The 15,775-nt window shown below is 52.8% G+C and carries 14 protein-coding genes; all 14 read right to left on the bottom strand.

All coding sequences use genetic code 11. The features are described from left to right. Positions 1-75: 75 nt before the first annotated feature. Positions 76-2,877: an isoleucine--tRNA ligase gene (gene ileS / locus ACSVDI_RS04740; protein ID WP_457945161.1), complete on the bottom strand. Its 2,802-nt coding sequence runs from the start codon at positions 2,875-2,877 to the stop codon at positions 76-78. A 67-nt stretch (positions 2,878-2,944) separates the two neighbouring features. Beyond that, positions 2,945-3,712, bottom strand: a complete 768-nt coding sequence (locus ACSVDI_RS04735; protein ID WP_457945160.1) for a DivIVA domain-containing protein — start codon at positions 3,710-3,712, stop codon at positions 2,945-2,947. A 17-nt stretch (positions 3,713-3,729) separates the two neighbouring features. Further along, positions 3,730-4,485: a YlmH family RNA-binding protein gene (locus tag ACSVDI_RS04730; protein ID WP_457945158.1), complete on the bottom strand. Its 756-nt coding sequence runs from the start codon at positions 4,483-4,485 to the stop codon at positions 3,730-3,732. After that, positions 4,485-4,961, bottom strand: coding sequence for a cell division protein SepF (locus ACSVDI_RS04725; RefSeq protein ID WP_457945156.1), 477 nt, complete (start codon positions 4,959-4,961; stop codon positions 4,485-4,487). The genes ACSVDI_RS04730 and ACSVDI_RS04725 overlap by 1 nt, the downstream gene beginning before the upstream one ends. A 32-nt stretch (positions 4,962-4,993) precedes the next feature. Beyond that, a complete protein-coding gene (locus tag ACSVDI_RS04720) occupies positions 4,994-5,725 on the bottom strand; it encodes a YggS family pyridoxal phosphate-dependent enzyme (RefSeq protein WP_457945154.1) in 732 nt (243 codons plus the stop codon). Further along, on the bottom strand, positions 5,706-6,986 hold the full coding sequence (locus tag ACSVDI_RS04715) for an HlyD family efflux transporter periplasmic adaptor subunit (RefSeq protein ID WP_457945152.1): 1,281 nt from the start codon (positions 6,984-6,986) through the stop codon (positions 5,706-5,708). Before ACSVDI_RS04715 ends, ACSVDI_RS04720 begins: the two co-directional genes overlap by 20 nt. A gap of 26 nt (positions 6,987-7,012) precedes the next feature. Then, positions 7,013-7,972: a tRNA (adenosine(37)-N6)-dimethylallyltransferase MiaA gene (gene miaA / locus ACSVDI_RS04710; protein ID WP_457945151.1), complete on the bottom strand. Its 960-nt coding sequence runs from the start codon at positions 7,970-7,972 to the stop codon at positions 7,013-7,015. Between the two features lie 58 nt (positions 7,973-8,030). Beyond that, a complete protein-coding gene (gene mutL, locus ACSVDI_RS04705) occupies positions 8,031-9,998 on the bottom strand; it encodes a DNA mismatch repair endonuclease MutL (RefSeq protein ID WP_457945149.1) in 1,968 nt (655 codons plus the stop codon). A 102-nt stretch (positions 9,999-10,100) separates the two neighbouring features. Continuing rightward, on the bottom strand, positions 10,101-10,409 hold the full coding sequence (locus tag ACSVDI_RS04700) for a GNAT family N-acetyltransferase (RefSeq protein ID WP_457945147.1): 309 nt from the start codon (positions 10,407-10,409) through the stop codon (positions 10,101-10,103). 52 nt (positions 10,410-10,461) lie between these two features. After that, a complete protein-coding gene (locus tag ACSVDI_RS04695) occupies positions 10,462-10,614 on the bottom strand; it encodes a hypothetical protein (RefSeq protein ID WP_457945145.1) in 153 nt (50 codons plus the stop codon). A 44-nt stretch (positions 10,615-10,658) separates the two neighbouring features. Continuing rightward, positions 10,659-11,165 carry an N-acetyltransferase family protein gene (locus ACSVDI_RS04690; RefSeq protein WP_457945143.1) on the bottom strand — a complete coding sequence of 169 codons (507 nt, stop codon included), beginning with the start codon at positions 11,163-11,165 and terminating at the stop codon, positions 10,659-10,661. A gap of 45 nt (positions 11,166-11,210) precedes the next feature. After that, complete coding sequence (gene mutS, locus ACSVDI_RS04685) at positions 11,211-13,820, bottom strand: DNA mismatch repair protein MutS (RefSeq protein ID WP_457945141.1); 2,610 nt, start codon at positions 13,818-13,820, stop codon at positions 11,211-11,213. A 36-nt stretch (positions 13,821-13,856) separates the two neighbouring features. Further along, a complete protein-coding gene (locus ACSVDI_RS04680; protein WP_457945140.1) occupies positions 13,857-14,264 on the bottom strand; it encodes a YlbF family regulator in 408 nt (135 codons plus the stop codon). Positions 14,265-14,309: 45 nt separating this feature from the next. After that, positions 14,310-15,695, bottom strand: a complete 1,386-nt coding sequence (gene miaB / locus ACSVDI_RS04675; RefSeq protein WP_457945599.1) for a tRNA (N6-isopentenyl adenosine(37)-C2)-methylthiotransferase MiaB — start codon at positions 15,693-15,695, stop codon at positions 14,310-14,312. Positions 15,696-15,775 lie beyond the last annotated feature (80 nt).

Here is a 15,775-nt window from a genome sequence, read left to right as displayed (position 1 = left end):
TTTGCCGGACAGCCGGCTTTGTTTTTTAAGCAGACACAAAAGATTCACTTTGACCGGTCCGAACTTTAAATGGCGTCAGTCGGCTTCATGCAGCGCATGTGCGCAGCGTTCGCAGACTTCCGGATGCGCCGGGTCGCTGCCGATGGTATTGCTGTAACTCCAGCAGCGCGGGCATTTTTCGCCGTCCGCGTGTGCAACGCTGACCGACAGTTCCGGAACGGATTCCCCGGCAAAAGAACCTTTTCCCTCTGCCGACACCGTAACCTGGGATACAATCAGAACCGCCGGAAGTTCGTCTTCCACTGACCGGACAAAATCGTAAAGTTCACCGGTGCAGAACAGCTGCACCTTTGCATCCAGCGGAGCACCGATAATCTTTTCGGTTCGTGCAAGCTCAAGCGCTTTCTTTACGTCATCACGGATTGCGTGGATTTTGTCCCAACGTGCGATAAACGCTTCGTCGGCATTCACACCAGTCGGTTTTGGCATTTCGTTGAACAGAACGCATTCTGGGTCATCCCCCGCGCCATGAGGCATGCTGTGCCAGATTTCATCAGAGGTAAACGCCAGAATTGGAGAAATCAAACGCGTCATTCCGTTCAAAATCAAATACATCGTGGTCTGGGCAGCGCGCCGGCTTTCGCTGTCCGCTTTTTCAACATACAGTCGGTCTTTTAAAACATCCAAATAGAAGTTGGACATATCGACCACACAGAAATTATGAATGGCATGGTATGCATTGTGGAACTCAAAGGATTCGTAACCTTCACAGACCTGCCGGGTCAATTCGTCAAAGCGGTGCAAAGCCCAGCGGTCAATCGGCTGAAGCCGATCCAGCGCGACGCTGTTTTGATCCGGATCAAAATCGCTGAGGTTGCCCAGAATAAAGCGCGCCGTATTGCGGATTTTGCGGTACGCATCGGAAAGCTGCTTCAAAATTTCTTTGGAAATACGAATATCTGCGTGATAATCGGAAGACGCGACCCAAAGGCGGAGAATGTCCGCGCCGTACTGCTCCACAATCTCGCTTGGAACAATTCCGTTCCCCAAGGATTTGGACATTTTCCGGCCTTCGCCGTCCACCACCCAGCCATGGGTGACAACCGCCTTGTACGGGGCTTTTCCGCGCCAAGCAACTGAGGTCAGCAGCGAGGATTGGAACCAGCCGCGGTACTGGTCGGCACCCTCCAGGTACAAATCGGCCGGCCAATGCAGTTCCGGGCGCTGGTCTGCCACTGCGGCATGGGTTACGCCGGAGTCAAACCAAACATCCATAATATCGCGTTCCTGCGTGAACTCGGTGCAGCCGCATTTGGCACATTTGATTCCCGCCGGAAGAATTTCCTTTGCTTCTTTGCTGTACCACGCGTCGGAACCTTCCCGGCGGAATAAGTCCGAAACAGCGGCCATGGCTTCCTTGGAAATCAGCGGCTCACCACAGTCTTTGCAGTAGAAAATCGGAATCGGAACGCCCCAGCGGCGCTGGCGGGAAATACACCAGTCGTTGCGGTCCATTACCATGGAGGTAATGCGGTCGCGGCCCCAAGCAGGCACCCAGTTGACCTTATTAATTTCTTCCACGGCCTTTTGCTTAATGGCGTCCACCGAACAGAACCACTGTTCCGTCGCGCGGAATAGGACCGGCTTTTTGCAGCGCCAGCAGTGCGGATACTGGTGAATAATATGCTTTACGGCAAACATAGCGCCAATCTTCTGCAAGTGCTCCGCAATGGCATGGTTTGCCTGATGCGTGGTCAGGCCGGCAAACAGTTCACCGGCTTCTTCGGTCAGCCTTCCGTGGTTGTCCACCGGAACGATAACCGGAATCTCCGGGTAGTGGTCATGGCATACATTAAAGTCTTCCACACCGTGCCCAGGCGCGGTATGAACACAGCCGGTACCGCTTTCCAGTGTAACATGGTCGCCGACAATAATGTAAGAAGTACGGTCCAGGAACGGATGAGCAGCCTTCATGCCGTCCAGTTCGGAGCCTTGGAACGTTGCAACCACTTCATAGCCGGTTTTGCCCGCTTCCTGCATGGCGCTTTCATACAACGCGGTCGCCATGATATAATATTCGTTTTCCCAGCGAATCAAAGAATATTCAAAATCGGGGCCAAGGCAGATTGCTACGTTGCCCGGCAGAGTCCAGGTAGTTGTTGTCCAAATCACGAAATAGGTGTTTTTCAGGTCGGCGCCTTTCGCAGAGAACATTCCTTTATCGTCGGTCACGCGGAACTTTACATAGATAGAATCGCACGGATCCTCCGCATATTCAATTTCTGCTTCGGCAAGCGCCGTTTCACATTCAGGGCACCAATAAACCGGCTTCAAACCTTTGTAAATGAAACCCTTGGTTGCCATTTCGGAAAAGATTTCAATCTGCTTTGCTTCAAAATCGTGGGTGAGCGTAATATAGGGATGGTCCCAGTCGCCGATGCCGCCCAGGCGCTTAAACTGATTGCGCTGGCCGTCCAGATAGCTGAGCGCGAATTCCCGGCAGATTTTGCGCAGCTCTACATCAGAAATCGTAGTGGAATTGTCCACCCCGGCTTTTTTACGCGCTTTCAGTTCTGTCGGAAGACCGTGGGTATCCCAGCCCGGAACATACGGAGCCTGAAAACCGGACATATTCTTATAACGCACGATAATATCCTTTAGCGTCTTGTTCAGCGCGGTGCCAAGGTGAATATCGCCGTTGGCATAGGGCGGGCCATCGTGGAGGACATAAACCGGCTTTCCCTCGTTTTTCTTCATAATCTTTTCATAGATTTTATTATCTTCCCATGCTTTCAGCATGCCGGGCTCCCGTTTCGGCAGGTTGGCCTGCATGGGAAAATCAGTTTTTGGAAGATTCAAGGTATTCTTGTAATCCATTGATCTATTTCTCTCTCCTTCGGTGGTTTGGGCACTGAAAAATTCAGAATAAAATCATCCGTTTGGTTTACTTTTCTTCTTCGGCTCCAAACTGAATGGCGGTATAGTGACCAGAAAGCGCTTCAAACGCCTGGGTGTCGTCAAAGTTGGAAACTTCCGCCCGGAACAGAGGGTCGGCGTCATCATCCGCCGGTTCTTCCCCCGTATGAAACGCCTGGGAAAGCGGCGCTTCGTCAGCATGCGAAACAGTCGGAGTAACGTTCTGGGCTGGTGCGGGCTCCTCACGTACCGGTTCTTCCGGCACGGCGGCAGGCGTAGCCGGCTCCTGTGCCTTTTCTTCCGGCTTCTGGACCGGGAGGGCGTTAATCAGGGTAAGGTGCTGCTTATACAAATCCAAAAGTTTGGTGCGAAAATCGGCGGCTTGTTTCTGTAGGCGCTCCATTTCTTTTTTCTGCTCAATAATCGCCTGATCTGCATTGGCAATAATCCGCTCAGCCTTCAAGTTGGCGTCTTTCAGAATAATCTCTGCCTTGTGGCGGGCTTCCCGGACGGAAGCGTCGCCCAGCTTTTGCGCGCTGACCAAAGCGTTTTTAATCTCTTCCTCTTCCGAACGGTAATCTTCCACCTTCTGAGCAAGGATTTTTATCTTATCGGTCAGAAGATCATTTTCCGCCTTCAGCTTTTCATACTCTTCCTTCTGACTGATGGTCCGCTTTTGCAGCGCGTCGAACGATTCTTTTACCTGATCGATGAACTGATCCACATCTTCCACGCGGTAGCCGGAAAAACCGGATTTCCTGAAACTGGCGTTAATAATATCGTTTAATGTTAGCATTTCCCAAAGCCCTCCTATTAAATATATTTCCGTCCTGCAATACTCAGCCGTCCCTTTTTGGTCAGGGGGCCGATACGATCCACAATAAAACGTCCTTTTCCGCGAATGGACAGCTTGCTTCCCGGCGAAACCGCGGCAGAAAGCGATGTGGACACCTCATGATTTACCATCACCAGACCGACGCGGATGATTTCCCCCGCCTTTTCCCGGCTGGAACCAATGGCCGCCGCAACAATACAGTCCAGCCGCGCAGAAGCGACAACCGACTGAAACTCCTCAAAGCGATGCGCCGCAGGCAGCGGTTCTTCCGCACCGGGTGACAACTTTACACCGACCCGGCCGACCTTATCCGTCTGATTTCGCACAAAATCCGCAATTTCACTGCGCACGAACAGCACACAGCGGCCTTCTTCCACTAAAATATCACCCAGCGTTTCCCTTTCGATTCCTTTGGAGAGGAACGAACCCAAAAAATCACGGTGCGTAAGGGTGTCGGCGCGCCGGAAAGAAACGGTCAGCGCCTCAATGGGAAACGCGGATGCATCCGGTACAAGAAAGTCCGGAAATACGCCAAAAACTACACGCTCCGCGTCGTCATAGCCGCCCCAGAGCATATAGTTTTCACAGAAAAGTTGTTTCATTGTATGCTGTACGAAATCTGCCTGGCGTTCATCTAAAAAACCGATAAAGTGGGGGCGGCCCCCATTCTGCGCAAGGCGAACCGCATCGCGCAGACGAGCTCCCAGTACATCGTCTTCCCGATTTCTCTCCATTAAAAATACACGCCGTTGTTTTCCAATTCGTCCAAAACGTCATCGCCCGTCAAATCGACATTATACGGGGTAATAATAAAGGTGCTGGTCGCCACACGCTTGATTTTCCCGCCGTTCGCATATGCGACACCGCTGAGAAAATCAATAATCCGGCGGGAGACATCCTTATTGGTGCTTTCCAGGTTTAGAACCACCGTGTGCATTTTCAAAAGCTCATCCGCAATGGCGCAGGTGTCTTCCCCAAAACGTTCGGGCTTGAACAACACAACCTGAAGCTGCGCCGTAGCATGAATATTGACCACTTTATTTCCGTTTCCTGAAGCGACAGGGTGTTTTACCACTTCACGCTCATGAAACTCGGGTTCTTCCTTTACGCCGACAGGAATATCATCCTGCAGTTCTTCGTCGTAATCATAGTCGTACTCGTCTTCCGGAGGATTCCACATTCCCTTGAGCTTTTCAACCAGACCTGCCATTTTAAAGCCTCCCGTTTTTTAGTTAATGGTTGTTATTGATAAATTCTCGGTCCGAACAGCGCTGATCCCACACGAACCATATTTGAGCCCGCTAGAATAGCCTGTCCATAATCGGATGACATTCCCATTGATAAAAAATCCATAGTAACATTATCTATTTTTTTAGCCTTTATGTCAACAAAATATTTGTACATCTTTGAAAAATAACCCATAGTTTCCCGTTCGTCTGCTCCTGCGGGCGGAATTGCCATCAATCCGCGCACGCGCACCCCCTGAAAGGCGGCAATCTGCGGAATTAGGTCGTACAATTCCTCGGTGGACACGCCGGATTTATTTTCTTCCGCACCAATGTTGACCTCAACCAAAACGTCGGTGGCAATTCCCTGCTTTTCCGAAAGGCGTGAAATTTCGGAAGCCAACTTCACGCTGTCCACCGACTGAATCATCTGCACCTTACCGATCAGGTTTTTAACCTTATTCGTCTGCAGGTGGCCGATAAAATGCAGTGCGCAGTTGGAAAGCGCATAGGATGGATACTTTTCGCAGAGCTCCTGCACCCTATTTTCGCCGATGTGGTCAATGCCAAGCGAAATTCCGTGGTTAATCAGTTCCACCGGCACGGTTTTGGTTGCCGCAAGCAGGGTAATGTCCTGCGGGCTGCGGCCCGACTTTACCGCCGCTTCGGAAATTCCGTCGCGGATCACCTTCAGATTTTCCTCCAAATCACGAAACCGCTTTTCCATCTCATTTGACAACTTTTCCATTGTAAAGATTACTCCCTTCCAAAACCACTTCATCGGAAAGCTGTATGGTGGAGTCCGTCATCAGTTCATCCGAAGAAGGGTTTGCCTTGCATAAAACATAGTTCTCCGTACTAAGCAGCGGAATAATCTGCCGGAAGACCACCTGATTCCCCTGCAAAACATATACACCCTGAACATTTTTGGTAACCGAGGTTGTCTTTCCGTCTTTGTCCTTGACTTTTTTCGTGACATCTTCAAAATGGACCGCCTTTTGGCTGACCCGGATTCCCGTATATTCATCCGTGCAGATCTGCGCCGTTTCCTTACGGATGGACGCAATCGACGAATTCATATAATTGCTTTGCAGCACCACCGCGGCCTGCGTCGGCGTTTTATTCACCGCCGCCACCTTTGCAGGGACCGATTCGCTTGCGGCAAAGGGAAACTGGATGGAAACCGTATTCCCAAGGCGAACCTGGGAATAATTATTTTCCGGCAACAAAAATACAAAATACCAGTTAAAGTTGGAACAAATTTTCCCCACCGCGTTGGTAATGGGCTCCGGTTTGGTCTCAAGCTTTTGTTTCAGCTCGGAGGTGGTCAGGTTCAGAATATTTTTGACATTGAAGGCATTCTCGTATCCGTCCGTCATATTGATAAAATACCCCGGAACCGGTGCCGTCACCGAACCGGTCGGTTGGGAATTTTCCTTTGCCAACGCGTCGCGCTGCGCTTTCAGCGCCTTAATGCGCGTGTCGAACCGGGCGGTTTTATCCGCCACAATCTGGCGTTCGTTGAGCAGGTAAAGCAAATCCTCTCGGCAGGAGGAAACAGTGCTGTAATCGGAATCGTTTACCGAACCCAGCAGGTCATCCAGCTTCAGATTGATCTGCTTAACGATGGTGTCGGGGTTCGCCGCATACGTGTCGCCCGGCGTACCGAGCTTTTCCAGTTTAGCGATTTCCGCATCCAGGCTTTGCAGCTTTTTCTGGTTCATTGCGCTTTGGGAATCCGCGTAAATCTGCGCGACTTTTCCGCCGTTCGCAACCTTTCCTCCGTTTGGAATCACATAATCGACAACGCCGTTGATGTTTCCGGAAATCACTCTTTCCGTGCGCACCGCAATCCCTTCCACCTGAATGGAGTTCGACACCGTAGCGTAAGCCGCTGTTTCCGTTGCAAGATTGGTAAATTTCGTATTGTAAATCTGATAACCAACATAAATCAGAATCAGGATGGCGAGCAAGCTAGACGCAAGTTTTTTCAGCAGCGGATTGTTCAACCGGTTTCTCCTCCATTCCCTTTCTTCTAAGATTGTGAAGTGAACAGAACTTCATCGATCCAGTGCAGTGCTTCCTGTGCAACCGCTTCAAATCCGGAGCATTCATCCACGTAAATCCAGTGAACCCCCGGTTCCCGGCGGAACCAGGTCAGCTGACGCTTGGCATAGCGCCGAGTTTCCTGCTTAATGCGTTCCACCGCTTCGGCAAGCGGATAATCCCCACGAAAATACGGCAGCAGCTCCTTGTACCCAATGGCCTGTAGCGCGGTGCCGGAACAATCCGACTCCAGCACTTCTTTTGCTTCTTCCAACAACCCACGCTCCATCATATCGTCCACACGGCGGTTAATGCGTTCATAAAGGACGTCCCGGTTACGGTAATCCAAGCCAATCATGCAGGTACGGTAGGGCGAAGGAATTTTTCGGGAGCGTTCGATCTGCTCCGTCATGGTAATGCCCGTAGTATGGTAGATTTCTATCGCGCGAATCACGCGCTTCAGATTGTTGGGATGAATCCGTTCAGCGGATTGCGGATCAATTCTGCGCAGTTCTTCCAGCAGCGGCTCCACGCCCTCGCGCTCCGCCGTTTCCCACAGGCGCGCGCGCAGCGCGTCGTCCCGGTCAGCTTCGGTAAAATGGACATTCTGAAGCAGGGAGCGAACGTACAGCCCGGTTCCCCCGGCAAGTATCGGCAGTTTTCTCCGGCTGTGAAGCTCTGCGATGCATTGGGAGGCAAGCTCCACATAATCAGCTACGCTGAACGAGCGTGACGGCTCCAGAAAGTCCATCAGATGATGCGGAACCCCACGCATTTCGGCCTGGTCCGGCTTTGCCGTTCCAATGGTCATGCCCTTGTAAATCTGCATGGAATCGGCGGAAATGACCTCTCCGTTCCGGCGCAGGGCAAGTTCCACCGCAAGGCGGGTCTTGCCGGAGGCTGTGGGGCCGACCACAGCCACAACCGGTATTTGATTGGTTTCACACAACGCCACAGCCCTCCTTTCCAAAGCCTGCGCTAAATTCTCCCCACCGTGGAAAAACGGATTAAATCCGTCCAAACTGGTGTTCCAGTTCCTTTTTGGTCAAAACAAAGCTGACGGGGCGCCCGTGCGGGCAGTAGCGCACATCTTCCCGCTCCACGCGTTGTGCAAGTTCCACCAGCTCCTGCGGGGAGCTTTCGTCCCCTGCCTTAACCGCCGCTCGGCACGCCACGTTATGATACAGCCAGTCCAGCTTTTCCGTTGTAATATCGTTTTTGGCATTGAGCAGATACCCTGCCATTTCCATCAGGGCATCCGCCACATCTTCCTCCGCGCCCAGTACCAACGGGACACTTCGTACCAAAACGGTGCCGGAACCGAAGTCGTCAATCTCAAAGCCGGCCTGCGCCAGTGTTTCCTTTGCTTCCAGCACGGCGGTGTATTCGCCCTTTTCCAGTGTAACTGGAACGGGGCTGAGCAGCATTTGCTGCACGGCCTGTCCCCCCTGCGCTTTCAGCTTTTCATAAAGCATCCGTTCATGGGCAGCGTGCTTGTCGATAAAAACAAGCTCGTCTTTTCCGCGCTGTAAAATGATGTACGTACCGAACGCTTCCCCAATCAGGCGCTCCGGCTGGCACGCCGGTTCTTCCGTAAGGGGTTGAGCCGCAGTGGGCGGCTCCTGCTCCATCGGGGGTTCCGGCAGCTTCACGTTCTGCTCCGCAAAAGACGGAACGGCTTTCTGTTCCACGGGACTGGGTGCAAGGGAAAGTTCCGGCTTTTCCGCTTCCGGCGCGGAAGCCGGGCGGACATAATTCATTCCGTAATCCATGCGGATGGGCATTTTCTGCACATCGTGCACGGCAAAATTACGGACGGGCGGTTTGGCCGCATCCACCTGGGGCCGCGTAGGGGCAACGACTCTTTCCGAAGAAGGCGCTTGGGAAACAGAGATATCCATCCGCAGCTGCGCGGCCGGCTCCGGCTGCGCAAACGGGGAAAGAATGGTCTGCGCAGGCTTTTTCAGCGCGACCGCAACGGGCGTATCCCCCTGATTCAGCGCGGTTTTCACCCCGTGGTACACTGCTTCGAAAATCGGTTTTTCATTGAGGAAGCGCACCTCGATTTTCGCCGGATGCACATTCACATCCACCGCGCTTGGCGCAATGGCAAGGTGCAGCACACAGGCTGGTACTTTGCCGACCATTAAGGAGCCCTTGAACGCTTCCTCCATCGCCACCATGGCCGTACGGCTTTTCACATAGCGCCCATTAATGTAAAACTGCTGCATGCTGCGGTTTGGGCGGGCATAGGCAGGTTTGCTGACAAACCCCCATACCTTCACTCCGTTCAGCTCATAATCCACCGGAATTAATCCAGAGGAAAACTCCTTGCCGTATACCGAATAAATGGCAGAACGGAGTTTGCCGTCCCCGGGGGTATGCAGCGTTTCGCGCGAATCCCGCAGAAATCGGATGGAAATTTCCGGATGTGAAAGTGCAATTTTGTCCAGCACGCCCGCAACGGCGTTTCCTTCCGCCATATCTTTTTTCAGGAATTTCATGCGCGCAGGAGTATTATAAAACAAATCCCGCACAAGGATTGTCGAACCGGGCGCACAGCCTGCATCTTCGCAAAGTTCTTCTTCCCCACCCGAAATCACATAGTGTGTGCCGGCCAATTCCTGCTGGGTGCGCGTAATCAACTCCACCCGCGCGACCGCCGCAATGGAAGCCAGCGCTTCGCCGCGGAACCCGAGCGTCCCGATATTTTCCAAATCATCCTGTTCCCGCACCTTGCTGGTAGCGTGACGCAGAAACGCCACCGGAACATCCTCCCGCGCGATGCCGCAGCCATTGTCCGTTACACGGATATAGGAAATGCCGCCATTCTTAATTTCCACCGTAACAGCGGAGGAACCTGCGTCAATCGAATTTTCCACCAGTTCCTTAATCACGGAGGACGGGCGTTCCACCACTTCCCCCGCGGCAATCAGTTCGGCCACATGTTTGTCCAGCACGTTGATTTTTCCCAAACGCGCACCTCCTTTTATATCGTCACTTTCCTTTATAAATTAATTCTTGTAAATCTTGGTCATTCCTAGATACACGAAAAGCCCGCTTTCGCGGGCATCCGCTCAGGCCAGCGCAATCCAGTACCGCTGTGTGATTCTGCCGTCCTCCAAAACCTCGTTTTCCAGCACGCCGCCGTTCTTTTGAATGGTACGGGCAGAAGCGATGTTTTTCTTATCGCAGGTCACCAAAACCCGGGTCAGCCCCAGTTTTTTGGATTCCTCCAGAGCAAGGGCCAGCATGGCACAAGCGTAACCCTTTCTCCGTTCACTGGGACGCACCCCGTAACCGATATGCCCGCCGAAATTCAGAAGGGATTCGTTCAAACGGTGGCGAAGATTCACTGCACCTAAAATCCGTCCTGCATCATTCACATAAAACCACGTAGTACCCGGAACAAAATTCTTTAGACAGGTTTCCTCGTGCTCAAACGCACGCAGACTGTTCAAATACTGTGTAGGTCAGTTCCTGATGATCGGAGGACATGGGTACAATCATTTCCCCGGAATGGCGCCATTTCTCAATATAATCTTGATATTCGCGCTCCATTTCCGAAGTCAGCCTGGTCAACTTGTACATGATAAAAATCTTCCTTTTGGTTTTCATGTGATGATGTGATCATATTAAAACTGCTCTGCAAGAGCCGTGAGCGACGCGCCGGTTTCCCGGTAAACGGTCCATTCAGACAGAGGAACTGCGCCCATCGAACGGTAAAACGAAATGGACGGTTCGTTCCAGTCCAGGCACGACCATTCCAGCCGTCCGCAGTCGCGTTCCACCGCCAGCTTTGCTAAAAACGAAAGCAAGGCTTTGCCTACGCCGCGGCCGCGCGCCTCGGGCCACACAAACAAATCTTCCAGATAAATCCCCGGCTTGCCGAGGAACGTGGAAAAATTATGAAAAAACAGTGCAAACCCAACCGGTTTTCCGTCCTGTTCGGCAAGAACCGTTTCGGCTTTTTTCCGAACAAACAGGGAATCGCGAAGAATCTCCTCCGTTGCGGAAACGTCCTGTGTCATGTGCTCGTATTCCGCGAGCCCACGGATAAAATCCAGAATCGCCGGAACATCCGCCTCCTGCGCAAAACGAATGGTCAGCCCCGGCTGTTTGGTCTGATAGATTTGCGGCATTGTGATTCCCCCTTGCTGCTATTTCGCTGTGTAAACCGACTGCATTTATTTTGCCAGCGTGCTTAACTCAAACAGCGTGTTCATGCACTCGATCGGGGTCAGTGTGTTAACATCCAACTTTTTCAGCCGTTCCATTACTTCCGTCACGTTGGGAGGGGTCAGCGCCAACTGCAGTTCTTCGGGTTCGTCGTCCTGCTTTTTTCTCTTTTTGGGCGCCGTAACCTGCTTTCCGCTTTCCAGCTCTGCCAGAATCTGCTTTGCGCGGCTCACCACTTTGTTCGGTACGCCCGCAAGTTTTGCGACTTCAATGCCGAAGCTGTCGTCCGCCCCGCCCCGCACAATGCGGCGCAGGAACGTGATGTCGTCGCCGCGCTTTTTCACGGCGATGTTGTAATTTTTTACCCCATCAACCAAATCTTCCATTATGGTCAGTTCATGGTAGTGTGTGGCAAACAGCGCCTTTGCGCCAAGCTGCTGTTTGTCCGCAACATATTCCAGTACCGCGCGGGCAATGCTCATGCCGTCAAAGGTAGAGGTGCCGCGCCCGATTTCGTCCAGAATCAGCAAACTTCGCGGCGTGGCGCTGCGAATAATATCTGCCACCTCCGACATTTCCACCATAAAGGTAGATTGGCCGGAAGCTAGGTCATCCGACGCGCCCACACGGGTGAAAATGCTGTCCACAATGCCGATTTCGGCATAGGAGGCCGGCACAAAACAGCCAATCTGCGCCATGATAACGATCAGCGCAGTCTGTCGCATATAGGTGGATTTCCCGGCCATGTTCGGACCGGTGATAATCGCCACGCGGTTTTCGTCCATATCCAGCTGAACATCATTCGGCACAAAGGGTGCGTCCAGCAGCACTTCCACAACCGGATGGCGGCTTTCCTTCAGAATAATTTTTCCGTCCAAATTCACCACAGGGCGCGTATAGTTATGGTCAACCGAAACCTGTGCGAACGAATTCAGCACGTCCAGCCGTGCAACGGCCTGTGCGGTCTGCTGCACACGGTTCAGCTGCTCTGCAACCTTCCGGCGCACCTCGTCGAACAGCTGATATTCCAACTGTACGGACTTGTCGTGCGCGCCGAGGATTTTGCCCTCCAGTTCCTTCAGTTCCGGCGTGATGAAACGCTCGCAGTTTGTGAGCGTCTGTTTGCGTATGTACTCCGGCGGTGCCTGGTCCTTGTAGCCGTTGCTGATTTCAATATAATATCCGAATACGCGGTTGTATCCGACTTTCAGCTTCGGGATTCCCGTGCGTTCGCGCTCCTGCGCCTCGATCCGGGCAATGATGCCCTGGCTGTCACTCATATCGCCTTTCAGCAGGTCCAGTTCTTCGCTGTAGCCCGGCTGAATAATGCCGCCCTCGCGCACGGAAAACGGCGGGTCCTCTACAATCGCGCGTTCAATCAAGGAGCGGACATCCTGCAGTTCGTCAATTTCTGCACAAATGCGGGAAAGAAGCTCCGACTTTGTCGAAGAAATGAGTTCTTTCAGTTTGGGCAGCCGCTCCGTGGCAGAGGCAAGCGAGCGCAATTCCCGCCCGTTTGCGGAACCATAGACAATCCGCGACATCAAGCGTTCCAAATCGTGAATGCCGGTCAGTTGCTCCCCAATGCTGCCGCGCAGAATGGAATCCTGAGTAAGCTCCTCCACCGCGTTCAGGCGGCGGCTGATCTGTGCAGGGCTTAACAACGGCTGCTCGATCCAGCTACGGATTAAGCGTTTGCCCATGGGCGTGTGGGTCTTGTCCAGCACCCAAAGCAGTGAGCCGCGTTTTTCCTTGGAGCGCATGGTTTCCAACAGCTCCAGGTTGCGGCGTGCGTTCAGGTCAAGGTGCATGTACTGCGCGCCGGTGTAAAGGTTGATGGAAGTCATTCGCTCCAACCCGGTGCGCTGGGTGCGTTTCAAGTACCCGAACAGCGCCCCAAGCGCGCGCACAATTTCGGGCTTGTCCCCCAAATCCAGTGCGTCGAGTGTTTCCCGGTGAAACTGCTCCAGAACCTGCGTGGTACAGGCATTGGTATCGTATTCCGGCGGATCCAGCAGTTCTAGGCTGGCGGAAAGGCGCTCGCGTATAAACTTCGGCAGTTCCGCCAGGCCGAGCGCTTCCTGATTAATCAGAATTTCCCTTGGGGAATAGCGAGAAAGCTCGTTTTTCAGCTGCTCTGTCAAGTTGCCGTCGGCAAGCGAGGTAGCGTGCAGCTCCCCGGTGGAAACGTCCGCAAAGCAGACGCCCGCCCCGGCGTTTTCCACACAGAGCGAGCAGATATAGTTATTCCGGCTTTCATCGAGCATGCTGCTTTCCAGCACGGTTCCGGGGGTAACCACACGGATAATGTCGCGCTTGACCAACCCCTTGGCCAAGGCTGGGTCTTCCATCTGCTCGCAGATTGCCACCTTGTAGCCTTTGGCCACCAGACGGGCAAGGTAAGTTTCGTAGCTGTGGAACGGAACACCGCACATCGGCGCTCGCTCCTCTTGCCCGCAGTCGCGGCCGGTAAGCGTTAAATCCAGTTCCTTCGATGCAAGTTTTGCGTCATCGTAAAACATTTCGTAAAAATCGCCGAGGCGGAAAAACAGTATCGTGTCGGGATACTGATTCTTAATTTCAAAATACTGCTGCATCATTGGGGATAAGGCTGCCATAGCGCAAATACCGCCTCCTTGAAAGATTTTTTCGAATTAGTGGCAGCCGCTGCAGGAACTGCAGTTCCCACCGCAGGAATGCTCCTCGTAATCCGCAGTTTCCGGATCTTCCCCTTCGGCAGAAAGGGAAATAATGGCGTTAACGCGCTTTAAAAGCGTATCAAAATCCTTTTTGGCTTCATTGTAAGCTGTCATGCGCGGATTCTTCATAATCTGCTCGTAAACCGCGCGAAGCTCCTGATTTAGGGTCTGTATTTTCTCTGGGTCAGCGTTTGCATTCTGGGACTCCGTATTAATGGCAATGCGTTTCAGGTTAAATTCGCCGATCATCTGCTGCAGCTGCTGGTCCTCATCGGCGTTCTGCTGGGCGACACGCATCTTCAGGTAACGCTCGTCCTTTTGAATTTCCTTACCGATTTCCCTTGCCAAACTGATAATATCCATTGAATTACTCCTTAATATATATTTTCAAAACCTGTCGTTTGTGGTTCAAAGTTCCTCGCCGGTCAAAATCCAGTTGCGCGCGGCGGTAATCTTCACCCGGGTAAAATTGCCGATGTTGGCTTCGTTCCCCTGAAAATCAACAATAATATTTCCGTCCGTGCGGCCGGTTAACAGCCCGGTTTTTTCATTTTTCTCCTCGACCAGCACTTTCTGTTCCGTTCCGACCATGGAAGCACAGCGTCTGGCCGCAATTTGTTCCTGCGCGGCGCACAGTTCTGCAAACCAACGGGATTTCTCCTCTGCCGAAACGGGGTCGGGCATCTTTGCAGCGCGGGTTCCCTCGCGTGGGGAATAGATGAAAGTAAACAGCGAGGTAAATTCCACCTGTTGAATCAAACGGACCGTATCCTGAAATTCCTCGTAGGTTTCGCCCGGGAATCCGACGATAACGTCGGAAGTCAGGGAAAGGTCGGGAATTTTCGATTTCGCGTAATTTACCAAATCCAGATACTGCGCCGAAGTGTAGCCGCGGTTCATCTCTCTCAGCACACGGTCGTTACCGGACTGGAACGGCAGGTGCAGGTGGTGGCTGATGTGCTTGCTTTGGGCGATGGTGTCAATCAGTTCGTGGGTCGCGTCCTTGGGGTGCGACGTCATAAACCGGATGCGGTAATCGCCCTCCACCTCGTCCAGCATGCGCAGCAGGGAGGAAAAGTTCACCGGTTCCTCCAACCCTTTGCCATAGGAATTCACATTTTGGCCAAGCAGGGTAATATCTTTATAGCCCGCTTTCACTAGTCCCAGAAACTCTTCGTAAACAGCCTGCGGCGTGCGGCTGCGTTCCCGGCCGCGCACATAGGGAACAATGCAGTACGAGCAGAAATTGTCGCACCCGTACATCACGGTGACCCACGCTTTGACCGAGCCGTCCCGGTGAACCGGAATACCCTCGACAATCTGCTTGTCGGCGCTGTCGTCGCCACGCTCAAACACGCGGTGGCCACAGGTCAGTGTTTGAAACATCATCTCCGGCAGCTTGTGAATAACATGTGTGCCGAACACCAAATTGACGAAAGGAAAACTTTTGCGGATTCGCTCCGCGACATGTTCCTCTTCCATCATGCAGCCGCACAGCGCAATAATCAGCGACGAGTTGCGGCGCTTAATGTTTTTCAGCGCACCCACGTTGCCGAACACCCGGTCTTCCGCGTGCTCGCGGACCGCGCAGGTGTTGAACAGAATAAAATCGGCTTCCTCTTCCTGATCGGTAAAAGAAAAGCCCATCTGTTCCAGCTGCCCTTTAATTTTTTCCCCGTCTGCCACATTCTGCTGGCAGCCGTAGGTACGAACCAAAGCTTTCGGCACGTCCCCCCGCGCACGGATTGCCATAATCTGCGCGACCTCGGCCATATAGTCCTCCTGCGTACGCATTGGTACGTTGGTACGTGGTACGCTGGTACGTGCCGGCGCTTCGGCCGGAATTGTATTGGTCAAAAAGGTTGCCCTCCCTG

Source organism: Caproiciproducens sp. LBM24188, from assembly GCF_054130445.1.
This window is presented reverse-complemented; position numbering and strand designations above follow the sequence as displayed.